The organism is Trebonia kvetii, assembly GCF_007827045.1.
GTDB lineage: Bacteria > Actinomycetota > Actinomycetes > Streptosporangiales > Streptosporangiaceae > Trebonia > Trebonia kvetii.
This window is the reverse complement of record NZ_RPFW01000001.1, coordinates 935120-958706: the sequence shown is the minus strand read 5'-3', so window position 1 is coordinate 958706 and position 23587 is coordinate 935120. Positions and strand designations below refer to the sequence as shown.

At 70.6% G+C, this 23587-nt stretch carries 17 protein-coding genes; 11 read left to right on the top strand and 6 right to left on the bottom strand.

Going from position 1 to position 23587, the window contains the following annotated elements; genetic code table 11:
- Window positions 1-12 precede the first annotated feature (12 nt).
- Entirely contained in the window at window positions 13-2403 is a 2391-nt protein-coding gene (locus EAS64_RS04275) for an HAD-IC family P-type ATPase (protein WP_145851364.1), read from the top strand.
- 381 nt (window positions 2404-2784) lie between these two features.
- On the top strand, window positions 2785-3384 hold the full coding sequence (locus EAS64_RS04270; protein ID WP_145851363.1) for an HdeD family acid-resistance protein: 600 nt from the start codon (window positions 2785-2787) through the stop codon (window positions 3382-3384).
- A 665-nt stretch (window positions 3385-4049) separates the two neighbouring features.
- On the opposite strand, the gene EAS64_RS04265 is transcribed toward EAS64_RS04270, so the two are convergent.
- The gene (locus EAS64_RS04265) at window positions 4050-4709 is read right to left on the bottom strand and encodes a TetR/AcrR family transcriptional regulator (protein WP_222848976.1); all 660 of its coding nucleotides are present in this window, start codon (window positions 4707-4709) and stop codon (window positions 4050-4052) included.
- A 301-nt stretch (window positions 4710-5010) separates the two neighbouring features.
- Between EAS64_RS04265 and EAS64_RS04260 the strand changes: the two genes are divergently transcribed.
- The 5 genes from EAS64_RS04260 to EAS64_RS04240 are packed head-to-tail and all read left to right on the top strand — an operon-like array spanning window position 5011 to window position 11088.
- Window positions 5011-6165, top strand: coding sequence for a VOC family protein (locus tag EAS64_RS04260; RefSeq protein WP_145851362.1), 1155 nt, complete (start codon window positions 5011-5013; stop codon window positions 6163-6165).
- Window positions 6162-7118 carry a fumarylacetoacetate hydrolase family protein gene (locus EAS64_RS04255; RefSeq protein WP_145851361.1) on the top strand — a complete coding sequence of 319 codons (957 nt, stop codon included), beginning with the start codon at window positions 6162-6164 and terminating at the stop codon, window positions 7116-7118. Before EAS64_RS04260 ends, EAS64_RS04255 begins: the two co-directional genes overlap by 4 nt.
- Window positions 7115-9022 carry an acyl-CoA synthetase gene (locus tag EAS64_RS04250; RefSeq protein WP_145851360.1) on the top strand — a complete coding sequence of 636 codons (1908 nt, stop codon included), beginning with the start codon at window positions 7115-7117 and terminating at the stop codon, window positions 9020-9022. The genes EAS64_RS04255 and EAS64_RS04250 overlap by 4 nt, the downstream gene beginning before the upstream one ends.
- Window positions 9019-10737, top strand: a complete 1719-nt coding sequence (locus tag EAS64_RS04245) for a bifunctional 3-(3-hydroxy-phenyl)propionate/3-hydroxycinnamic acid hydroxylase (protein ID WP_145851359.1) — start codon at window positions 9019-9021, stop codon at window positions 10735-10737. The genes EAS64_RS04250 and EAS64_RS04245 overlap by 4 nt, the downstream gene beginning before the upstream one ends.
- A gap of 9 nt (window positions 10738-10746) precedes the next feature.
- Window positions 10747-11088, top strand: a complete 342-nt coding sequence (locus EAS64_RS04240) for a DoxX family protein (RefSeq protein WP_145851358.1) — start codon at window positions 10747-10749, stop codon at window positions 11086-11088.
- 143 nt (window positions 11089-11231) lie between these two features.
- On the opposite strand, the gene EAS64_RS04235 is transcribed toward EAS64_RS04240, so the two are convergent.
- Window positions 11232-12041 carry a hypothetical protein gene (locus EAS64_RS04235; protein WP_145851357.1) on the bottom strand — a complete coding sequence of 270 codons (810 nt, stop codon included), beginning with the start codon at window positions 12039-12041 and terminating at the stop codon, window positions 11232-11234.
- A 233-nt stretch (window positions 12042-12274) separates the two neighbouring features.
- Between EAS64_RS04235 and EAS64_RS04230 the strand changes: the two genes are divergently transcribed.
- Together EAS64_RS04230 and mgtA are read left to right on the top strand one after the other, a co-directional pair.
- Window positions 12275-12688 (top strand): hypothetical protein, encoded by a 414-nt coding sequence (locus tag EAS64_RS04230; protein ID WP_145851356.1) that lies wholly within the window; start codon window positions 12275-12277, stop codon window positions 12686-12688.
- An 80-nt stretch (window positions 12689-12768) separates the two neighbouring features.
- Window positions 12769-15480, top strand: coding sequence for a magnesium-translocating P-type ATPase (gene mgtA / locus EAS64_RS04225; protein ID WP_222848975.1), 2712 nt, complete (start codon window positions 12769-12771; stop codon window positions 15478-15480).
- 273 nt (window positions 15481-15753) lie between these two features.
- Here mgtA and EAS64_RS04220 read toward each other — a convergent pair whose 3' ends face one another.
- Window positions 15754-17568 (bottom strand): FAD-dependent monooxygenase, encoded by a 1815-nt coding sequence (locus tag EAS64_RS04220; protein WP_145851355.1) that lies wholly within the window; start codon window positions 17566-17568, stop codon window positions 15754-15756.
- An 89-nt stretch (window positions 17569-17657) separates the two neighbouring features.
- On the opposite strand from EAS64_RS04220, the gene EAS64_RS04215 reads away from it, so the two are divergent.
- On the top strand, window positions 17658-18305 hold the full coding sequence (locus tag EAS64_RS04215) for a TetR/AcrR family transcriptional regulator (RefSeq protein WP_145851354.1): 648 nt from the start codon (window positions 17658-17660) through the stop codon (window positions 18303-18305).
- Window positions 18306-18332: 27 nt separating this feature from the next.
- On the opposite strand, the gene EAS64_RS04210 is transcribed toward EAS64_RS04215, so the two are convergent.
- Both EAS64_RS04210 and EAS64_RS43310 read right to left on the bottom strand, forming a co-directional pair.
- Window positions 18333-19391, bottom strand: coding sequence for an alkaline phosphatase family protein (locus EAS64_RS04210; protein ID WP_222848974.1), 1059 nt, complete (start codon window positions 19389-19391; stop codon window positions 18333-18335).
- Window positions 19392-19709: 318 nt separating this feature from the next.
- Window positions 19710-19859 carry a hypothetical protein gene (locus tag EAS64_RS43310; protein ID WP_187365684.1) on the bottom strand — a complete coding sequence of 50 codons (150 nt, stop codon included), beginning with the start codon at window positions 19857-19859 and terminating at the stop codon, window positions 19710-19712.
- Window positions 19860-19903: 44 nt separating this feature from the next.
- Here EAS64_RS43310 and EAS64_RS04205 point away from each other — a divergent pair, with 44 nt between their 5' ends.
- Window positions 19904-21064, top strand: a complete 1161-nt coding sequence (locus EAS64_RS04205) for an AI-2E family transporter (RefSeq protein WP_145851352.1) — start codon at window positions 19904-19906, stop codon at window positions 21062-21064.
- 85 nt (window positions 21065-21149) lie between these two features.
- On the opposite strand, the gene EAS64_RS04200 is transcribed toward EAS64_RS04205, so the two are convergent.
- Window positions 21150-23552: a lysylphosphatidylglycerol synthase transmembrane domain-containing protein gene (locus EAS64_RS04200; protein ID WP_145851351.1), complete on the bottom strand. Its 2403-nt coding sequence runs from the start codon at window positions 23550-23552 to the stop codon at window positions 21150-21152.
- Between the last annotated feature and the right edge of the window lie 35 nt (window positions 23553-23587).

Below are 23587 nucleotides of genomic sequence, written 5' to 3'. Positions count from 1 at the left end.
CGGCGACCTGACATGGCTGATGCGCCCGCCCCCGCGATCCCGGCGCCAGCCGCCCCGGTGGCGGAGACGCCGTTCACCGGCCTGACCAGCGCCCAGGTTGGCGAGCTGCGCTCGCGAGGGCTGACGAACGCAGGCGGAGAGCGCACCAGCCGGTCGGTCGCCGAGATCTTGCGGGCGAACATCTTGACCCGGTTCAACTTCATCCTCGGCGTCCTGCTGGCCGTGATCCTGGTCGCGGGCGAGCCGCAGGACGCCCTGTTCGGCATCGTGCTCGTCGCCAACGCGCTGATCGGCATCGCGCAGGAGCTGCGCGCCAAGCGGACGCTCGACCGGCTCGCGGTGCTCAGCGCCCCGCTGGTCCGGGTGATCCGCGACGGCGCGCCGCTGGACATCGCTGTCGCGGATCTTGTCGCCGGCGACCTGGTCGACCTGCGCGCCGGCGATCAGCTGGTGGCGGACGGGGTGGTGCGGGCCAGCGCGAGCCTGGAGGCTGATGAGTCGCTGCTGACCGGCGAGTCCGAGCCGGTGGGCAAGCGGGCAGGCGACCGCCTGCTGTCGGGCAGCTTCGTGGTCGCCGGGTCGGGCGGCTACCAGGCCACCGGGGTGGGCGCGGATGCGTACGCCCGCAAGCTCGCCGCCCAGGCGCGGCGTTTCTCGCTGGTGCGCTCAGAGCTGACGGACGGCATCAACCGGATCCTGCGCTATGTCACCTGGGCGATAGGGCCGGTGGCGGTGCTGCTGGTGATCAGCGGCTGGCACGCACACGGGAACGTACGGCAGGTCGCAAGCGGCACGGTCGCGGCGCTGGTCGGCATGGTCCCGCAGGGCCTGGTCCTGCTGACCAGCGTCGCCTTCGGCGTCGCCGCGGTCACGCTCGCCCGGCGCCGGGTACTGGTGCAGCAGCTTCCCGCGGTCGAGGGCCTGGCCCGGGTGGACGTGGTGTGCTTGGACAAGACCGGCACCCTCACCGACGGCAGCATCGCCTTCGACAGCCTCATCCGGCTCGACGGGCAGGCCCAGGACGAAGCGGCACTCGGAGCACTGGCCGACGACGAGAACCGCAACGCGACGCTGGCCGCCGTCGGGCAGGCCTTCCCTCCGCCGGAGGGGTGGTCGCGGCAGGCAGCCGTGCCGTTCTCATCGGCGCGCAAGTGGAGCGCGGCCAGCTTCGCCGGCCAGGGCACTTGGGTGCTCGGGGCAGCGGAGATGGTGCTGCCGGGCAGCCAGCAGGAACAGCTGTCACAGGCCGCAGAGCTGGCCGCCAGCGGCCGGCGGGTCCTAGTGCTGGCACGAGCCGCGGGCCCGCTGGACGGCGAGTCGCTCCCGCAGGGGCTGCGCGCGGCGGCCTTCGTCCTGCTCGCCGAGCGCCTGCGACCCGACGCCGCCGAGACCATCGCGTACTTCGCGGCGCAGGGCGTGGCGCTGAAGGTGATCTCCGGGGACAGCCCGCTCACCGTCAGCGCGGTCGCGGTGCGTGCCGGCCTGCCCGGCGCCGACCGGCCGGTCGATGCGCGTGACCTGCCGGAGGATCCGGGCGCGCTCGGCCGCCTGCTGGAAGAGCACTCGGTCTTCGGCCGGGTGACCCCCCACCAGAAACAGGCGATGGTCACCGCCCTGCAGGCCCGCGGGCACACGGTGGCGATGACCGGCGACGGCGTCAACGACGTGCTCGCACTCAAGCTCGCCGACATCGGCATCGCCATGGGCTCGGGCGCGGCGGCGACCAGGGCGGTCGCCGAGCTGGTGCTGCTCGACAGCCGCTTCGCAACGCTGCCCGGCGTCGTCGCCGAAGGCCGCCGGGTGACGGCCAACATCGAACGCGTCGCCAACTTGTTCATCACCAAGACGGTCTGGGCGACGCTGCTGGCTGTCGCCGTGGGCGCCACGCTGCTGCCGTACCCGTTCCTGCCCCGCCACCTGACGATCATCGACACCCTGGCCATCGGCGTCCCGTCGTTCTTCCTCGCGCTCGCGCCGAACACCCGGCGCTACGTGCCCGGGTTCTCCGGCCGGGTGCTGCGCTTCGCCATCCCGGCCGGCAGCATCATCGCCGCGGCGACGTTCGCCGCCTATGCCCTGGCCCGGTCGCGCGGTCTCTCGCTGGTGCAGCAGCGCACGGCCGCGACCCTGGTCACCCTCATCCTGAGCCTGTGCGTGCTTGTCCTGCTCGCCGCTCCGCTGACCTGGCGCCGGATCGTACTGGTCGGCGCCGCGGCGGCCGGCTTCGCGCTGCTGTTCCCGGTACCCGTGGTGCGCCGGTTCTATGAACTGCAGCTGCCCCGCAGCGGACTGGCGATCACGCTGGCCGTCGCCGCCCTCGGCGCCGCCGCGCTCGCGGGCTTTTGGGTCCTGTCCCGCCGGCGTGGCCGCGGACCGCCCCCGGCGGATGGCTGGCCCGCATAGTGCCGAAGGTGCGGTTCTCCGGCTGATCCGGCGCGGCAAGAATCGTGGGCTGACCCGGGTGCGGCAGACGGCTGGTGCTGGCAGGCGAAGTATGCACTCGTTCGGAGGAAAAGATCTTTTGCCTCCGAACGGGTGCGTGGCTTCGCGGATCAACTGACCGGGGAACACCATGCTGGTCAGCCGAACCCTGAGGGAGGGCCACCTGGTCTACTTCCTGGGCTTCCGGCCGACGTGACGGTTCACCTGAGGATGACAGCAAATTGATGGCGTAATCGGTCTTGTAATCGATCATCAGTTATGATTACACTGGTGATGAAAGCTGGCCTGGCGGAGGCCGTGTACTCCGGGCACCCGGGGCAGCCGAGCGAAAGGAGCGCTGTCATGCTCAAGTCACCTAGTACGTCTCTCATCGTTCGCGGCGTCCTCGCCGTAGCCGTCGGGATCATGGCGCTGGCCTGGCCCGGGATCACGGTGCTTGCGCTGGTCTTCCTGTTCGCGGTGTACGCGTTCATCGCCAGCGGCCTGCAAGCCATGCGGGCATTCAGCAGCCGTGAAGCCGGGCCGGTCGTGGGGCACCTGCTGGTCGGGCTGGTCGACCTTGCCGCTGGTGTTCTCGCCCTTGTCTGGCCGGGGCCGACGGCACTGGTGCTGGTGCTCATCGTGGGCAGCTGGGCGGTCGCCACTGGCCTGTTCGAAATCACCGCCGCCTTCCAGGCAGGCGAGCCGGCCGGAACCCGGGCACTCTACATCCTCGCCGGCCTCGTCTCCGTGGCCTTCGGCGTTGCGGTGTTCGCCCATCCTGGCGTCGGCGCGATCACCCTCGCGCTGCTGTTCGGCCTGTTCAACCTGATCTACGGGGCATCGATGCTGGTGCAGGGCATCGAGCTGCGCCGGACCGGCAAGACCCTGCGTTCGCTGGTGAATGGGCCCGCAGCGGCCGTGGGCACGCCGGGCCGGCTGCACAGCTCATCCCGGCGTTGAACGTCCGCCGAGGACGAGAGCACAGCTGCGCGAGCCGGGATCGCCCGGCCCGCGCAGCTCGCCGTCTTCCGTGGCTGGCTCCGCTGTTCGCCGAGGCCAGGAAATGTCAGTAATGAGCCGCCAACCGGATAGTGAACCGGAGGCGGCGGTTCCAGGGCCACCGCCTCGCCGTCAACCCCGGCGTGGACCGTCGACGGGGCGTTTATCTCCAGCTGTGGCGCGCTCCACGCCCGGCCAAGGACGCGCGGGCTGTCGCCAGGGGCGTCAAGGACGATGAGGCCGAGCTGGCCGCTGTCCAGCGCCAGGCGGGTGCCGCGGGCCAGCGGGTGGTCCAGCGCGTAGGGGTTGTTCGACACGAGAACGACGGTGGGATGGGGGTGCTCGTGCCCCAGGTCGTCGACTACCTCCGGCGCAAGCTCGTCCGCGCCAGGCCTCATGACCTCAGCCGCGTTTTCCAGCAGCATGCGCACCTTGGCATCGCGATAGGCCGGGCTGCGGACGGCAACGCCGTAGATCCCGAGAGAGACGTTGTTGAGGAACATGCGCCCGTTCACCATTGCCGGTTAACGCCCAGGTCAAGTGCGAAGTCGTGTGCGTCCCTGCCGGGACGCACGCGAACGGGATCCCGTGCGCCGCGGGCGTGACCGTCGGCATCGTCGGGGCTGCTACCAGGCCTCGATGGACGGCAGCGGGGCCGCGCTGAGCCGGGCGGCTTCGTCGGCGGGAACGCCAAGCAGGCGCAGCTCCGCCTCGGCGAGCTGATCGACGGCGGTCTCGTCGACACGGTCCGGGTGCCGCTGGCATATCCGCAGCAGCCCGAGCAGGCCGCCGGCCACGGCGCTGAGCGCGATCTCGGCATCGGGAACGGTGAACCGGCCCGCGGCCCGCCCCGCCTCGATGTCGCGCAGGGCCCGCGGCGCCAGTCCGACAGGGATGTCCATGGCATCCAGGCCGGTGCCGGTGAGGAACCCGGCGATGTCAGGGTGGGTCCAGCCGAGCCGCCCGGAGATCCGCAAGCCCACGGCGAACACCTCCGCCGGGTCAGTGATGCCGGCGGTGGCCCGGTCGATCATCTGTCCCCACCGTTCAAGCACCTCCTCGGAGGCGGTCTGGAACAGCTGCTCCTTGCTGTCGAAATGGTTGTAGAACGACCCGAAGCCGATGTCGGCCGCCTCGGTGATCTCCTGGATGCTCGCGCGGTCACCGCGGCCCTCGGCGATCAGCCGCACCGCGGCGTCGATGAGCGCCTGCCGGGTCCGGGCCTTACGCCGGTCCAGTCGTGTCACCTTCGGCGCGCCAGTTGCCGATGCTGCCTCTGCGCTCACTGCTCCTCCTGCCGCTCCGTCCTGGACCCCAGCGGGCGTGTTCCGCTCGCTGGCCCGCGGACGCCCCTTCCCGGCCGGATGGCGACCAGGTGGGGCCGTTGCTTATCAGCACTGATTATCTGTATCAGTATTGACTATACCCGATACAGCTGCTGCTCGGCGCCTCCGTCGCCGGCCCTCCCTGCCACACGCTGGCACTTCCGCCTCACGCCACCACTTGACGAGGCGTCTATCGTAACTGATACTAGATAACAGTACTGATCTAAACAGACAGAAGTCGGTGAAGGCGAAGGAGCCAATCGTGACGACACGGGACAGCAGGACGGAGGCCCAGGGGTACTCGGATCAGGTCCAGGACCCGCACCGTTCCTTGCACAGTGAGACCGGCGCGCTGCCTGGAGAGCATCCAGGGCGTTCGGGGAATCCCCTGGTCAAGGTGGCCGGGCTGGCGTGGGTTGAGTTCGAGAAGCCGGACCTGGACCAGGCTGAGCGGTTCGCCACCGACTTCGGCTTCGCCGTGGCTGACCGGACGCCCGAGACGCTGCTGCTGCGCGGCCGGTGGGCGTCCAGCGCGTGCCTGGTGATCCGCCGCGGTCCGCAGCCTCGTTTCGCCGGTGCCGTGTTCCAGGCCGCGGCACGGGACGACCTGGACCGGCTGGCCCGCGGTACCGGCGGGACGGTCATGGCGCACTGGGGCGGCCACGCCGTCCGGCTGCGCGACCCGAGCGGGTTCCCGGTGCACGTGGTCTACGGCGTCCCGGAGCTGCCCGCGCTGCCTGGGCGCGCCCCGCTGCCGCTGAACTTCGGAGCCGAGCCCGTGCGCGCCAACGCCACGCAGCGGCCGGCCCGGCACCCGGCGGAGATCCAGCGGCTGGGCCACGTGGTACTGGGTACCACCCGGTTCCGCGCGGCCCTTGACTGGTACCTGGACACGCTCGGGCTGATCGTCAGTGACTTCCTGTACCTGGACGGCCACCGCGACCGCGGGCCGGCGATGGCGTTCATCCGCTGCGACCTGGGCAGCGTCCCGGCCGACCATCACACCCTGGCCATGCTGCTGCAGCCGCGCACCGAGTACGTGCACTCGGCCTACCAGCTCACTGACCTGGACGAGGTCGCCGCCAGCGGGGAGTACCTGCGCGAGCGCGGCTACCGGCACGCCTGGGGCCTTGGGCGGCACATCCAGGGCAGCCAGATCTTCGACTACTGGCGCGACCCGGACCGGCTGATGTTCGAGCACTACGCCGACGGCGACGTGTTCGATTCCTTGGCCGAACCCGGCTGGGCCCCGCTGTCGCGCAGCGGCCTGGCCCAGTGGGGACCGCGGGCAACAGCGGAGTTCACCGGCACCAGCGACCCGCGCGTCGTCGTCGCTGCGATCAAGGCGCTGCGGGACAAGGGCAACGAGATTGACATGCCGGCGCTGCGCGGCCTGATCAAGGCGATGAGTTCATGAGCGCCCGGATAGCTCGCACCGCGGACGGCTGGTGGGCGGTGACGCCGGCCGGGCTGGTCCGGCTGGAGCTGACCGCCGCCACGACCGCCGGGCTGCTCGCCGACCGGGCGGCCCTGGCCGCGGCCGTCGAGGCCGCGCAAGCCAGGCAGCGGGACGCGGTGCCCGCGGAGTCGATGGACCTGCTCAGCCCGGTGACCGCACCGGCGCGGGTAGTGGCGCAGGCGGTGAACTACCGGTCCCACGCGGTGGACTCCGGGTTTGACCCGGACACCGTGCCGCCGGCGTTCTTCCGCAAGGCCTCGCACTCCATCACCGGCCCGGCCGGGGACATAATCCGACCCGAAGGGATCGGGTTCCTGGACTACGAGGTGGAACTCGGCCTGGTCATCGGGGCGGACCTGCCGGTCGGCACCACGGTGACCGAGGCGGACCTGGCCCGGTACGTCGCCGCGCTCGTGGTGGCGAACGACGTCAGCGCCCGGCAGGTCCAGCTCACCAAGACGCAGTTCTACGAGGCCAAGTCCTACCCCACCTTCACCCCAGTGGGGCCCTGGCTGACCCTGGTGGATGCCGCCGACCTGGCCCGGCTGAGCTCACTGCGGCTGACGCTGCGGGTCAACGGCGAGACGAGGCAGGATGCCGCGGCGACGGACATGATCGTCACCCCGGCGCGGGCGCTGACCCTGCTGTCCAGGTTCCAGCCGATGGCCCCGGGCGACCTGCTGTTGACCGGCACGCCAGGCGGCACCGCGCTGAAGGCACCTGGCAAGCTCGCCGGGATGCTCGCCGGGCTGCTGCCGCCCGCCACCCGGTGGAAGCTGTTCTTCAGACGGGAGGCGGCCAATCCCCGCTACCTGCGCGACGGCGACGTCATCACCGCCACCATCGCCTCGCCCGACGGGCAGCTCGACCTCGGCACTCAGCGCACCGCCGTGATCGGGAAGACGCCATGAGCGCGCAAGGGGCACCAGTACTGCGGCAGCCGTCCTCCACCTACGAGCTGCTGCTAGACGCGGCCACCGCCTGGCCGGACGGCATCGCCTCCCAGTGGATCCCGGAGCCGGCCGATCACACCCGCTGCCTGTCCTGGACCTACGCCGAGCTGGCGGGCACGGTGACGCGGATCGCCAACGCGCTGACCACGCTGGGAGTGCGGCGCCAGGACGCCGTGACGCTCTGCGGCGTCAACACCTCGACGTTGTACGCCGCCACCCTGGCCGCGCAGGCCGCCGGGATCGCCGCCCCGGTCAACCCGGCGCTCAGCGGCGAGCGGATCGCCGAACTGATCCGCCGGACCGGATCCCGGGTCCTGATCGCGGCCGGGCCGGAGCTGGATCCGCAGCTGTGGCAGCGGCTGCTCGGCGTGGCCCGGCAGGCGGGCATGACCGCCGTACTCGCGTTGCGACCCGACGGTGTGCACGGCGACCCGCTCGCACTCGATGCGGGCGGTGACGTGACGGCCGACGGCACGCCTGTCGGTCGCGGGCTGCTCGTCGCCTACCTGGACGACCTGATCGCCGGGCAGCCAGCCGGCCACCTGGTGGCCGGCTGGCCGGCGGCGGCGGAGCTCGCGGCGTTCGTGCACACCGGCGGGACCACCGGCGCACCCAAGGTCGCCGCGCACACCCACGCCAACCAACTCGCCTGCGGCCGGGGGATCGCCCTGTGCAGCGGGCTGGCCTCGGGGGAGGGGGTGCTTGGTGGACTGCCGCTGTTCCACGTCAACGCCCTGATCGTCACCGGCATCGCCCCGGTCTTCAGCGGCGCCCGGGTGGTATGGCCAGGGCCGGCCGGTTATCGGGATAAGGCCCTGTACACCCGGTTCTGGCAGGTCATCGAGCACTACCGGATCGCGGCGATGTCCGCCGTCCCCACCGTCTACGCCACCCTGGCGCAGGTCCCGGTTGACGCCGACATCAGCTCGCTGCGGCTGCCGATCGCCGGCGCCGCCCCGCTGCCGTCGTCGGTACGCGAAGCCTTCGCCCTGCACACCGGGCGGCGGCTGCTTGAGGGCTACGGGCTCACCGAGGCGACCTGCGCCACCACCTGGACAAGGCCAGGCGAGGAACGCCCCGGGTCGGTCGGCCGCGCCCTGCCCGAGCAGCAGGTCAAGGCCGTCCGGATCGGCGAGGACGGATCGTGGGCCGACTGCGCCCCTGGCGAAACCGGCGTGCTTGCGATCAGCGGCCCCGCCGTGTTCGCCGGGTACGTCACTGACCCCCGCCTCGGCGGCCCCCGGGTGAGCACAGACGGCTTCGTCCGGGACGGCTGGCTGGACACCGGGGACCTCGGCCACGTGGACGCCGACGGCTTCGTCTTCCTCACTGGCCGGGCCAAGGACCTGATCATCCGCGGTGGCCACAACATCGACCCGAAGGCGATCGAAGACGCACTGCTAGCCCATCCCGCCGTCGCCGCGGCCGCAGCCGTCGGCCGCCCCGACCGGCACTCCGGCGAGGTCCCGGTCGCCTACGTCGTCCCTGCCGCCCCCGGGCGGCTCGACGAGGCCGACCTGCTGGCCTGGGCCGCGGACGCCATCGACGAGGCCGCCGCCCGGCCTAAGCACATTTACCAGGTCGACGCGATCCCGCTCACCGCGGTGGGCAAGCAGTTCAAGCCCGCGCTGGCCGCCGACGCCGCCGCCCGTGCCGTAACCGAGGAGCTGGCCGCGGCGGGGCTGCCGGATGCCCGCGCCACGGCGGCGCACGAGGACGGGCAGCTGGTTGTTACCGTGACCGGCGCCGATCCCGCCCGGGTCCGCGCCGCCGCCGCCGGATTCGCCCTTACTGTCCGCTGCGGGCCCTCGCCCGCCCTCAGGCCGGCGGGCAGTGACCCGCAGAAGGGAACGCGATCATGAACGACCAGCGGCCCGCGGCCCGCGAGCCCGTCATCGTCGTCGGCGCCGGCCCGGTCGGCTGTACCGCCGCGCTGCTGCTCGCCGACTCCGGAATCCCCGTCACCCTGCTCGAACGCCACGCCCAGCCGCATCCCCTCCCACGCGCGGTGCACCTGGACGACGAGGTCGCCCGGATCCTGGGCAGGATCGGCGTGAGCGAGGGATTCCTGGCCCGCTCCCGGCCCGGCAGCGGGCTGCGCCTGCTTGACGCCAGGCACCGCGTCATGGCCGAGTTCAGCCGTGACCATGAGGCAGGCGTGCACGGCTTTCCGCAGGCGAACATGTTCCACCAGCCTGACCTGGAAGAGCTGCTGCTCGCCCGGGTCGAGGCGCACCCGCTGATCGACTTCCGCCGCGGTGCGGAGGTCTGCGGGCTTGAGGGCACCGCCGGCCCGCTCACCGCGGCCCCGGTCCGGGTGCACACCCTCGTCGCCGAGCAGCCGCAGACCTTCACCGGCACGGCCGTGCTCGGCTGCGACGGCGCCAACAGCACCATCAGGGAACTGATGGGGATTCCCATGGAAGACCTGGGGTTCACCGAGCGCTGGCTCGTGGTCGACATCCGCGTCGAGGGCGGCCTGGATACCTGGGACGGCGTCGAGCAGGTCTGCGACCCCGCCAGGCCCGCCACCTTCATGCAGGTCACCGGCGACCGGTACCGCTGGGAGTTCCAGTTGCGCCGCGGCGAGACCGAAGCCTGCTTTACTCCCCCCCAGGCGCTCGGCGAGCTGCTGCGCCCCTGGACCCGCCGCGACGACCTGACCAGCCTGGAGGTCACCCGCAGCATCAGCTACACCTTCCGCGCCCGGCTGGCGGCTCGCTTGCAGGACGGGCGCGTCTTCCTGCTCGGCGACGCCGCCCATCTCACCCCGCCGTTCATCGGCCAGGGCCTGGCCGCTGGGCTGCGCGACGCCGACAACCTCGCATGGAAACTCACCTGCGTGCTCACCGGCCGGGCCGAGGCCGGCCTGCTCGCCAGCTACGACGCCGAACGCAGGCCGCACGCCAGGGCGATGGTGAAGAAGGCCGTCCGCGTCGGCTGGGCGATGACCGGCGGCCAGGACCGGGCCGCTGCCGTCCGTCGGATCGCCTTGGCCGCAGCCGTCCGCAGCAAGCACGTCCGCCAGGCAATGGCCTCCACCGCGACGCCCCGGCTGAAGGCCGGCGCCATGCATCCCGCCCCGCGCCTACTGCCATCCGGCATCCCCGCCGGCCTGCGGCCAGGCGGCCTGATCCCCAACCCCCTGCTGTCCGTTGGTGACGGCCCGCCGGTCCGGCTTGACGCCGTCCTGGCAGGACGCACCGCTGTGCTGACCGCACGGTCACCTGACCCCGCGCTGACAGGTTTCTGCCACCGCCACGGCCTGGTCCTGGTCCGGATCAGCAGCGCTCCAGGCACCCGCAGCCAGGGCAGGCCCGGAGCCCACGAGGACGGCGGGTGGATCGACGTCCGCCTCGCCAGCGACGGACAGCACAGTGGCCTGCAGGCCCTGACGGCCAGCCCCGGGCTTGCCGTCATCGTCCGCCCCGACCGCGTGATCGCCGCGGCCGGGACCCGCTACCGGCCGCCGCGCCTGCCCTGGCACGTCCCGGCCGCCGCCGCGCACGAACACGCGGCGGCTACTCACCCGGCGGCTAACACCGGCCCCGCCGGCCCGCTGCCGACAGCATCTTAGGAGTTTCCCGTGTTCGTCACCATCTCGCTGCTGCTGGCCGCGGTCTGCCTCCTGCCCGCGGCAGGCAAGTTGCTCGGCCACCCCAAGATGCGGCAGTCCGCCGAGCACTTCGGCATCCCATGGCCCGGATACAGGCTGATCGGAGTAGCTGAACTGGCCGCCGCCGCGGGCATCCTGGCCGGCCTGTGGTGGCACCCACTCGGCCTGGCCGCCGCGGCCGCCATGACCCTGCTGCTAGTCGGCGCGCTGGCCACCCACCGGCGCGCCGCGGACAGCGGGAAGGAGATGGCGCCGGCCCTGGTCGCGCTCGCTATCGCCGTCGCCTACCTGGCTATCGCTCTCACCAGCTAGCGGAAAGGCTGATGACCACTCAGCAGCCGCTCACCGCCGCGCTCATCCTCCGGTACCACTTCAGCGGGCCGCCGGGTCAAGCAAGACGGCGAGCGTCTCAGGAAAGTCGCTGGTGGTGATCTGCTCGCCGAAGCTCGGCCGCTTCACGATCGCCGAAAGGCGTATAGCCGCCACCGTTCGGGAGAGTTCAACGGCTCATCCCGAACGGGAGCGTGGCGCTGCCGTTCAGCCCTCTTAACACCTTGTAGGGTTCCAAAAGGGTGTCGCTCTTGGTGATGGTGTGGTGCGAGCTTGGCCAGGTCGAGGATGGCCTGCCCGGAACGTTCCCGTAACGCTGCACGTGCCGAGCTGAAGGCGAGCCGGTACTCCGCGGAGGCGGTAATAACGCCGTCCAGTGCGCTCACGGCGGCGGCCTCGCCCTGGGTCGCCGTGGTCCGGCTTGTCGCCAGCGTCTGCGGGTCCTGCCACACCGTCGTGCTAATCAGATGGCCCGAGTCCCATTGGGCATACAGCAGTGCGGCACGGAAACCGCAGGTATCCGCCAGTTCGGGGACCACCGTGGCCCCGTACCAGGCGACGGCATCTTCAACATGTATCAGCTTCGGCGGGTCGACATTCATCTCTGTCACCCGCACCCCCTGGCCGCCTCGCAATGGAGCCTCATGCTCGAACACTATGACGGCGTAGTGCTCGCGGGTAGCCCGACCGCCTGCCAGCCGGGCGGCTTCGCGGATGCCGGCCACGATCGCGTCCTCGGTGTCAGCGAGCGCGCCGCTCGATGCCCAGAACGACTGGAACGCCATACCATCGGCACCTGGGTCGGTCAGCAGCAGCGTCCCCAGGTTGCCTGCCCGGTACTCCAGGACCGGGCGCAGCTCAGTCGTCGCGTAGCTGATTGCGTCATTCAGCCGGTGCGGATCCCCAGTAACCCGATTCACCTCAACGTGAAGCATGGCTCTCCTTTCGCGCGGCCGCTCCCTTTCACCAGTAGCGGCCGCTCCCTTTCACCAGTCTCGCCTACACGGCGCGTCGTCCTCCGCCCGGGCTCGATCATTATTGTGATGATTAATCATCACAGGTCTCTTCGGAGTGCCGGCGGCCGGAGCCAGGGCAGGACCTTCGCCTCTGGCCGCCGGGCACCCGGACGGGGGAGCGTCGAGTCAGGCAACCAAGGGAGGGAGATGTCATGCCGGACAGCAAGCGGCAGGTGGTATACGCCGCGGCATACGGGAACGTTACGCAGGCGCTGGCAGGCCTGGACGCTATCGAGCAACTGCACAAGGACGAGGTGATCGGCTCCTATGACGCGGCCGTGATCGACAAGGAAGACGGCAAACCGCACATCGTCAAGCGGATGGACCGCCCGCGGGCCCGCATCATTCCTGAGCTCTTCGGCGCCGGGACCTTGCCGCGCAAGGAGCTCCACGAGGCTGCCGAGGCCCTCACCGCGAACAAGGCAGGACTGATCGCGGTTGGTGACCCGACCATTGAAAAGGCAGTCGACAACGCGATCTCCGATGCCGATACAGTTACCAAGCGCTTCGTCGAGGCCGACACCGACGAAATCGCCAGCGAGCTGCGGGAAGCGCTCAAAGGCTGACTGGTCAACTGCGATCCCGGACAGAGGCGGGCATGAACAGGCCGCAGCGTTAGGGGAAGCCTGGACGAGGAGGCGCGCGCGTGGCAGCCCAGGTTACGGAAAGCAGGGAAGCCGCCGCCGTTCCACCGCCGGTGACCGCGGCGGAGGCCGCCACGCTCGGGGTCTCCGATGTCTTCACGCGGCTGGGGAGCGGCCCGGAGGGCCTCGGGAAGGATGAGGCAGCGCGGCGGCTGCGAGTGGTGGGGCCGAACGCGGTGCGCTCGTACCGGGCGCGGCCGTGGCCGGTGCTGTGGAGCCAGCTGCGGTCCCCGCTGCTGCTCCTGCTGGCCGTCACCGCCGTGGCGTCGGCATTCCTCGGCCAGGCGAGCGATGCGGTCATCATCGGGGTCATCCTGGTGGCCTCGGTTGGCCTCGGGTTTTTCAATGAGTACAAGGCGGCAAGGACCGCCGAGGCGCTGCATTCCAGCATCCGCCACCGCTGCGTGGTGCTGCGGGACGGGCACCCGCGCACGGTGGATGTAACGGAGCTGGTGCCTGGTGACGTGGTGGACCTGCAACTCGGGCAAGTGGTCCCGGCTGATCTGCGGCTGCTAGCCGTGGCGGGGCTGGAGTGTGATGAGTCGGTCCTCACCGGTGAGTCGGTGCCGACGGAGAAGTCGACAGGTCCGGTCGCCGCCGGGACGCCGCTGGCCGAGCTGACCTGCTGCGCCTTGATGGGCACCGTGGTGCGGGCCGGGTCGGGCACCGGGGTAGTGACGGCGGCCGGCGGGGCGGCGGAGTTCGGCCGGATCGCCCAGGGCCTGGGCGAACATCAGCCGGAGACCGAGTTCCAGACCGGGCTGGGTAAGTTCTCGATGCTGCTGGTCCAGGTGGCCGGCGCGCTGACCGGCGCGATCTTCATTATCAACGTGGCGCTGCACAAGCCGGTCATTACCGCGCTGCTGTTCTCGCTGTCGATCGCGGTCGGGCTCACGCCGCAGCTGCTTCCGGCGGTAGTCTCGGCCAGCCTGGCCAGCGGGTCGCGGCAGCTGGCCCGGTCCAAGGTACTGGTCAAGCGGCTCGTCTGCATCGAGGACCTGGGCGATGTCGATGTGCTGTTCACCGACAAGACGGGCACGCTGACCGAGGGCAGCCTGCGGTTCATGCGCTCGGCCGGGCCGGATGGCACGGCGGATGACGAGCCGCTGCTGCTGGGGCTGCTGTGCAACGAGGCAGTGACCGAGAACGGTAGGGCGGCCGGCGGGAACCCGCTCGACGTCGCGCTATGGGACTCCCCGGCCGCCGCGGGGCAGCAGCCGGCGCTGGCCCGCTACCGCCGGCTCGGCACAGTGCCCTTCGATCACGAGCGCCGCCTGGTATCGGTCCTGGACGAGGACGACGCCGGCAACCGGATGATGATTACCAAGGGCGCCCCCGAGGAACTGCTCAAGAGGTGCACCGCCATTCCCGCCGCCGCCAGGACGGCGCTGGATGCGGAGTTCGCGTCAGGCAACCGGGTGATCGCCGTGGCCACGCGCGAGATGCCGAGCGTGTCCTCGCTCACCGCCGCCGACGAGCACGACCTCACCTTCCGCGGCATTCTGGTCTTCCTCGACCCGCCCAAACCGGAGGCCCGTGAGGCGCTGCAGCGACTGGCCCGTCTCGGGGTTACGGTCAAGGTCCTTACCGGGGACAACGCGGTGGTCGCGGCCAAGGTCTGCGCCGACCTGGGCCTGCCGGTCAGCCAGGTGGCCACCGGCGCCGACATTGACAACGCCGGGGACCAGCTCGGCGAACTGCTCGCCAGGACCACCGTCTTCGCCCGGGTCAGCCCGGAGCACAAGGCCCAGATCGTGCGGGCGCAGCGGGCCACCGGCACCGACGTTGCCTTCCTCGGCGACGGCGTCAACGACGCCATCGCGCTGCATGCCGCCGACGTGGGCATCTCGGTCGACTCGGCCGCCGATGTGGCCAAGGACGCCGCCGACGTGCTGCTGCTGGAAAAGGACCTGAACGTGCTCGCCGACGGGGTCATGGGCGGCCGGCGGATCTTCGCCAACACGATGAAGTACGTCCTGATGGGCACATCCAGCAACTTCGGGAACATGTTCAGCGCTGCCGGCGCGTCGATATTCCTCAAGTTCCTGCCCATGCTTCCCTCGCAGATCCTGCTCAACAACCTGCTGTACGACACCAGCCAGCTGGCCATCCCCACGGATAATGTCGACCCGGAACAGGTCGCCCAGCCCACCCGCTGGGATCTGGGCTTCATCCGCAAGTTCATGCTCTTCATGGGCCCGATCAGCTCCCTGTTCGACTTCACCACCTTCGGCATCATGCTGTGGGTGTTCCACGCCGGGGAGCGTCTGTTCCAGACCGGCTGGTTCGTCGAATCCCTGGCCACCCAGACCCTGGTGATCTTCGTGATCCGCACGCGGCGGGTCCCGTTCTTCCGCAGCGTCGCGAGCTCGCCAATGGCGCTCGCCGCGGTCGGCATTACCGCCGTCGGCGCGGTGCTGCCCTACACCGGCCACCTGGCCTACATCTTGGGCTTCCAGCCCCTGCCAGGCGCGTTCTTCCTCGCCCTAGCCGGGATCGTCGCGGTTTACCTGGTGCTGGTCGAGATCGGCAAGTACTGGTTCTACCGCCTCTACCGCGCCCCCGCCGCGCCCAAGCCCCGGCACCGGACGCCGGGCCACCGCGTGCGGCGCCGCGCCGCCCGCTTCACCGTCCACACCCTCCACCCAGCCCGCGGACACAACGTCAGCCCGGGCAAGCCGGTCAAGCAAGACAGCAAAGTCCCGGCCGGGTGAATACCCGTGGTTGAGACAGACGACCAGCCGCCGTTGAGGACCTCATGCCCGCTAGCGATGGTCAGCCGGTGACCTGGAGCTCGTCGCGAACGTCGATGACCCCGAGGGCCATCCAGGCGGCACCGACCACCGCGTCCGGCCGTACTCTGCCAGCTGCTGCTTAGCCTGACTCATTGCTGGGGCGTGGGAAGCAAGGAGATGCGCATCTCTGGCCTCCACCGCCAGACGCGCGCCTTCCCTCGACCGGTGGCAGGGGCGAGCACGCCGGCCGTGTCAGACAGCTGACGCGGCCGGAGTTCCGGCCGGACGGGCGAGGATCTGGCTGAACGCGGCGGCGAGCGCAGCCCGGGGCTCGCTGCCGTCGGCCGAGGACCGCCAGGCGATGAACCGGTCCGGGCGCACCAGGACCGCGCCGTCACCGGCGATCTCGCGATGGCGCAGCCATCCGCAGCGCGGGTCGTACAGGTCGCCATCGAGGTGGCCGATCCGCACCGCGTCGAGCGGGATGTCCGCCTCTGCGGCGAGCTGCCGGGCTGCTTCGCACCAGGCCTGGCCGTCCTCGCCGGCGATCAGCAGGAAGCGACCGGGCGCGACGAGGTCCTTGATCGGGCGGCGGTTGCCGTCCTCGTCATCGATCCAGGCGTGCGGCAGGGGCGAACCCGGCCGAGTGGACGGCTGATATACGCGGATGTCGTCGACCGGTGCGGGCGCGGCGCCGCCGTCAGGCACGACGGCAGCGGACTGGTAGCAGTAGCCGTACTCGACGTTGAGCTCGCTGAACTCCATGGACTGCGCCCGCATCGCGCGCAGCACGCTGGAGCGCTGCCCGGCGTCCTCGGGCCGGCCGCTCCACATCCGGCGCAGCTGCTCCATGTTCTGCTCAGCGGTGTTCTCCGGAGAGACTCCGAGCGCCAGGGCGATCTCGAAATGATTGACCGCGTTCTCCAGCGAGCGCTGGCAGTTGCGCTCATCGGCCGGCCGCCGCTCGGCTTCGTAGGTGTCCAGCAGCTCCGGTGCCGCGTGGCCGCCGAGGACTAGGGCCAGCTTCCAGCACAAGTTCTGCGCGTCGTGGATCGCGCTGGTCAGTCCAAGCCCGCCGGTGGGCGGATGGCGGTGTGCCGCATCCCCGAGCAGGAACACGCGGCCGGCGCGGAACGCGGACGCCAGCACCGCGTCGACCGACCAGCGCGTGATCTTGTGGATCTTCCACGGTGCGTCCGGAACGCCAAGGGCCCGGCGGGCATCGGCTTCGACCCGCGCGTCGGACTGGGCCTGGGGATCGCCGGCCGGGTAGTTCAGATGAATCACCCACTCTTCTGACTGGGGGCCCCACTGTTCCGGCCCCATCGGGACCATCACCACAAGGGCGCCGGCCTGCGGGGAGAAGATCCAGCGGATCAGCACGTCGGGGTCCGGCGCCCAGTGCGAGAAGTCGGCGGACACATGCAGCGTCGCGGTCTGCGTGATCACCCCGAGCCCCTCATACTTGACGCCTACCAGGCCGGCGACACGCCGCCCGCCGTCCGCCCCGAGCAGGTACTGGCAGCGCACCACATAGCGGCGGCCGGAGGCGTTGTCGCGGATCGTGGCCCGCACGTCCCTGTCGTCTTGCTCCAGGCCGATCAGCTCATGGCCGAAGCGGATCCGCCCTGGCGAGAGTTCCTCGGCGCGGGCCTTCAGCAGTGGCTCGAGGCGGATCTGGGGCAGGTTCAGCTGGCGCCACGGACTCGCCGCCCGCCAGCTGTCGTCTGCCCCGCCTGCCCCCCAGGACTCCAGGCGCGCGAGGCGGCGTCCGTAATCTGGGCCGGGACCGGCGAAGCCCGCGTAGTACGCCGTCGCCGCCATCTGCTCGGCCGGCGTGCTGCGCCGCGCGATCGCGTCGGCCACGCCCGCGTCCTCGAGTACTTCCATCGCCCGCTGGTTCAGGACATGGGCCTTGGGCAGATCAGAGGTCTGCGGGCGCGCGCTGACCAGCAGATGCCCGACCCCCTCACGCGCCAGCAGCATGGAAGCGGTCAGGCCCGCGCCGCCGCCGCCCACGATTAGCACCGGAACTTCCTCATCGATGTCCGTTGTCTTCCGCTCCATCACAGCGCCTCCCCATTTGCAGAATTGGAGTGAACACTACAATAAAGAAATTGGAGTGTCAATTACAAAACTTGAGATACGCTGGGCACATGTCAGCGCCCGCCGAAGTGAGGCCGAACCGCCGCGGCGTGAAGTCGCGTGAACGCGTGCTCGACGCCGCCGAGCGGGTCATGGCCGAGCACGGCTTCGAGGCGGCGACCCTCGCCCGCGTGGTGGAGGAAGCCGGCATCCCGATGAGCTCCGTCTACCACTACTTCGGGTCCAAGGACAGAATCCTGCTCGCCGTCATGGAGCGCGGCGCCGCTCGCTTCTTCGCCGACCTGCCCGACCTGAGCCGCCGGCCCGGGCGCCCGGCGCAGCACCTGGCCAGGGTCGCGTCCGCTGCCACGCGCACGCTCGAGCGCCACCCGAACTTCCTTCGCATGCTGATCGTCTTCGCCGCGCAACCGCCGCCCGCGGGCGACGGGGAAATACAGGCCGTCGTCCGACGGGTACGCGACCACGCGCTCGAGCTGCTGCGGGCACAGATCACGGCCGCGTTCGGCGACGATCCGCGAAGCCCGGCCACCGAGCAGCTCGCGCGCTTCGCGCTGGCCGCCATCGACGGCGCCTTCGTGGCTAGCCAGACCGACCGCGGTGTCACGCTCGAGGGGCTTCTCCAGCCGCTCGCGCCCTCGCTCGTCGCGGCGCGGCGGGCGCTGCTGGCCTGCGAAGGACAACCTCCGCACCCCCGATAGCTACCTGCTCGCCAAAGCGGGCAGCCGTTAACCGAATACGTCTGATCCGAAGGACCTGACCTGCGGCATGGCGGCGTCGCCGAGGTGCGGCAGGCCGAAGATATCCTCCACCGTGCGCAGCAGCGAGTAGTGGTTGTAGTCGACGGTGCTGACGGTGCCCGGCCTGATCAGCGGAGAAAGCAGGACCGCTCCGACACGGCCGCCGCCGGGTCCGTTCTTCCCGGGCTCCGGCACGTTCGGGTGGGCGGGGCTGAGACCGGACGTCTCGCCGCAGCAGGCGGCCGCGTCGCTGCCCTCGTCGAAGGTGATCACGATCAGGCCGCCGTCCTGGTAGGCCGGCGCGGCCATGATCTTCGGTACCCACTGCGACAGGAACCTATTGGCCTGGGCCAGCCCGCCGGGGGCGCCGGTGACGCACGGGGAGTCGTGGCCGTCGTTGCACAGGTTGGGCACGATGAAGGAGAACGCCGGGGTCGTGCTGGCCCGGGCCAGATCGCCCGGCAGCGGCCGAGTCGACAGGAGGTGCGCGGCGCAGAACGCCTGGTTCGCGGTGACCGCACGGAAGAACGCGAACCCGTCATGGCGGACGGCGTACTGGTCGGCCTTGGCGGCGCGGTTGGTGCGGTCCGCGGCCCAGGCGGCGGGGTGGCCGCACGCTGGGCCGCGGGCCGTGGCGGTCGTGTGGTCACGGACCGGGTCGTTGCCCATGTCCTGCAGGTAGGCCGCCCAGCCTAGCCCGGCGTCCGACAGCTGGTTGCCCAGCGTGGGCACTGCGGCCGGGTAGACGCAGCCCTCGCCGAGGACCTGATGGTACGGCCCTGCCGTTACGGCGGCAGGAAACGGTGTCCAGAGCGGGCAGTCGGCCTGGGTGGCCAGGTCCGGGGCCTGCCCGGAGACCTGGGCGATGTAGTTGGCCGCGCTGCTGTGGCCGATCGCGTAGTAGTTCTTCAGCAGGGCGCCCGTCCGCGGCAGGGTGCGGGCGAGGTACGGGTCGGCCGAAGGGCTGCCGAAGGTCTGCACGTACCCTAGGTTCTCCAGGTCGATGACCCACACGTGCCTGATCGTCCTGAGGACGGCAGTGGCCACGGGTCCGGATCCGCTCACTCCGGCGCCGGCCCGGGTCCCGCTACCTGAGTTCGTGCACGCGGCGAGCACTAGCGCTAGCGCAACCGCCAGTACGCACCGCCAGGTCCTCCCCATTGGTCTCCTCCTTCGCGCGCGATTCCTAGTTTCGTCCTCAGCCGATTTCACTGTGAGGCGGCCGCCGGAGATGGGGTGTACGCGGAGATGGGGTGACCGCGCCGATGCCGGGGCGCCAGGGCTGCTGCACTCCGTCGAGTCAGCTGTTGACACGATGATAATCATAATTGATGATTTAATACAAGAATGATCGATGAATCAGAATCAGAAATGGGAGTGATCATGACCAGACAGCCCGTCAGCCCGCTTCGTGCCGCCTCCTTGCCCGGCGATGTCCTCGGCTATGCCGGTCAGCGCGCGGATTTCGTCTTGGGTTTCCGCTTTCACATCGCTTCGGCCGGTGATAGCTGCCAATCCCCGGATCCAGGTGGGACCTGCCGTCCTTGGCCAGGTGGGCTATGAGCTCTGAGCAGGCGCCGCGAGGTCGGCTAGCGCGCCTATTCGACGCCGCCGACCGGCGCCACGTCCCGCTGCGGACCATCCTGGTGACGGCTGGGGTGGTCGTCGCTATCTACCTGGCCGGCAAGCTGCTGTACCTGCTGCGGGACATCGTGCTGCTGATGCTCGTGGCGGGGTTCGTCGCGATGCTGCTCAACCCGGCCGTCGCGAAAGTGCAGCGGCGGATTCCGCGCCGGGGCTTCGCTGTGACGGTCGTGACGCTCTGGGCCGCGCTGATCTTCATCGGCCTGGCCGTGGCGTTCGGCGTGCCGCTGGTCAACGGGATCACCCACCTGGCGGACCGGCTGCCAAGCTACATCGCCAGCTTGCAGCACGGCAGGGGCTGGATCGGCCACCTCGTGGCCAAGTACCACGTCCAGGGCTGGGTGCAGCGCAACACGCCCAAGCTGGTCGGCTACGCCCAGTCGCTCAGCAAGCCGGCGCTGACCCTCGGCAAGGGCGCGGTCTCGATAATCATCGAGCTGTTCACGATCTTCGTCCTGGTCCTGCTCCTGCTCCTGGAGGGCCCGAAGATGTGGGACTGGATGCTGGGCCAGATGACCCCGGGCCGCAAGGCCACGGTCACCCGGATAGCGGCCGACGTCAGCGATAAGGTCACCGGGTACATGTTCGGCAACCTGCTGACCTCGCTCATCGCCGGGATCGTGGTGTTCGTGACGCTGCTGATCCTCGGCGTGCCGTTCCCGTTGCTGTGGGGGCTCTGGGTGGCCCTGGTGGACTTCCTGCCGATGATCGGCGGGGCCCTGGCCGGCATCCCAACCGTCCTGTTCGCGTTCATCGCCCGGGGCCTCACCGCGGGCATCGTCACCGCGGTCGTCTTCGCCGTCTACACCCAGATCGAGAACCACGTCCTGAACCCGGTGGTCATGAGCAAGACGGTGCGGATCAACCCGCTACTCGTATTCATCGCCCTGCTGGTCGGCGCCTCGATCGGCAGCCTGATCGGCGGCATATTCGGCGGATTCGTCGCGGCGCTGCTGGCCATCCCGACAGCCGGCGCGCTGCAGGTGCTGGTCAAGGAGGTATGGCAGGCCACCGCCCCGGACCAGCCCAAGGACTCCCCGGCGCCTGCGGCTGAGCGCGGGGAATCGGCGGTCTAGCTAGGCGAGCCCGCTGACCGCGGCCCCGGGCCAAACCGGTGGTGCCAGCCGCCGGCCCTGCACGCCACGTTCCGGTTGGCGGGGCTCACACGGCCTGCTCACGCTCCAGATACTTCAGGGCCGCCCCGCCGAGCGGGACGGGGAGCCAGAACGTCACCAGCCGGAACAGCAGCACCGCGCTGGCCGCGGACGCGCCTGGCACGCCCGCGGCCGTGAGCCCGGCGGTCAGCGCCGCTTCTACCGCGCCGATGCCGCCGGGGGTGGGGATGATCGAGCCGATGGCGCTGCCGGTCAGGTACACCACGCCGATTTTCGCGATCGGCACCGACCGGCTGAACGCCGCCACGCAGGCGGCGAGGCAGAAGATGTAGGCCAGGTCCAGCAGCAGGGTGCCGCCGATCCCCCGGGCAAGCTTGCCCGGCTGTTGCGCGACCTCGAGCAGCCGCGGCACCACCTGGTCGAGGGTCGGCGACAGGCGGGCGCGCAGCATCCGCCGCCCGGCGGGGATGGCCAGCACCACGAGCGCGATGAGGACGAGCCCGGCCAGCACGAACCATGTCCACCGCGGCGGGTGGATCGGTTCGCTGCCCGAGCTGCCGGCGATCGCGGCGAACACGAGGATCAGCAGGGCATGCACGACGAACGCCACCACCTGGGCCACGCCCACGCTGGCTGCCGCAACCGCCGTGGAAATCTTCTGGCGCTCCAGGTACTTGATGTTCAGCGTGGCGCCGCCGACGGCGGCAGGGGTCACCAGCGTGACAAATGAGCCGGCCAGCTGGGTAAGCAGGGTGAGGCGGAAGCTCAGCCGGCCGGGGACGAACCCGATCAGTTCCTCCGCGGCGCCGACGTAGGTGGCCGCCGACAGGGCCAGCGCGGCGATGACCCAGCGCCAGTCCGCCTCGCGCAGCACGCTCTGGAGGCTGGTCCGCGCCAGCTCGCCGGCCAGCAGGTAGACGGCGGCCACGCTGCCAATCAGCGTCAGCAGGGTGCGCGGCCGGATGCGCTCCAGCTGGGCCGGGGTGACTTCGCCGCCCGGCACCGCCGCGAGCAGCCGGGTGCGCAGCGCGGGCAGCACGTCGCGGCGGCGCCGCAGCGCCTTGCGAGTCGAACGGGCCAGCGCGACCGGCTGCAGCAGCGACACCACCGCCACTAGGTCGTCCGTGCTCAGCTTCGTCGCCGCCAGGTCAGCGGCGCGGTCAGGTCCAACGACAAGGGCCAGCTCAGCGGTGAGCTGGGCCACGTCCAGGCGGATTTGCAGGTCGCTCGCTGCCACGTCGCCGTCGCCCGGGTCGAGCAACATGGCCTGGCCGTCGTCGGTGAGCAGGATGCGATCCGCGGTCAGGCGCCGGTGCGTGACCCTGTGGGCGTGCAGCCGGCTGACGGCATCCCATATCTGGCCGAGCTCGGCGTCGCTGCAGCCGGGATTCCGCTGGGCTAGCGTCGTCCCCTCGTGGTGCTCGTAGGCCAGCACGGAGGCTTCCGGACCAGCCCGGACCACGGCACGCAACCGCGGCGTGGGCGCAGCCGCATCCTCGGCAGCATAAGACAGCAAAGCCCGGCGCTCGACCGCGTGGTCCACCGACAGCGGGGCGCTGTGTGGCACCTGCCCGAGCAGCCTCACCCTCCGGTACAGCCGGTAGACGGCGCCGGCCGCCTGCTGGTCCCGGTCGTACACGACGATGTCCAGCCCCCGGCCCTCTCCCTTGCGAGTGACCGCGTAGCGGCGCGATGGGTTTCCCTGGCGCGGTTCCTCGTGGTGCATCCTGCGTATCGCCGTCACCGGCAGGTCGGCGGCTGCCAGCGCGCCTGCGATGTCCAGGGCGCCTGGCCGCTGCGACGCGGCGCCTGCGACGTACCTGACGGCCAAGCCGATCGCGCGGCCGCCGAGCACCGTGATCAGCAGGCTAAGGACGGAGGTGCGCAACGCTCCGACGTGCACGATCGCGTAGAGGGCAATCGCCGTCCAAAGGGCGTTCCGCCAGTACGGCCGGCCGGCTAGGCCGACCATGGTGGCGTAGGCGACCAGGCCCGCTAGGTACGGGTCGAGCGCCGCGGCGTGGCTCGTGCCCGGACGGGCCATGATGATCGCATAATAGAGTCGGCTGGCGGCGGCCCGCGTGAGCAGCTCGTTGGCCACCGCGGTCATGACGCCGGCTAGGACGCCGGTGGCCGCCGCCTCGGCGAGCCGCCGGAACTGGCGCCGCACGAGCAGCTGGACGGCCATGGCCACCGGTAGGACGAGCAGGGCGAACAGCGCCAGCGGAGAGACCACGACGAGCAGCGCATGCGGCAGTCGGTGGCTCGTGGCCGCGATGTGTGTCTCCGCGCCGGACATGGTGACGCTCGCCGCGACGCCGACCACCGCCAGCGCGGCGATCCCGATGCAGGACAAGACACAGCGCAGCAAGTCGACCGGCTTGCGGATACGGCGTTCGCGCCGATCCTCGACCTCGACCTCGACCTCGCCAGGCTGCGGTACCCCCACGGCACGATGGTTTCATGCTGCCGCCTGGCCGTTAA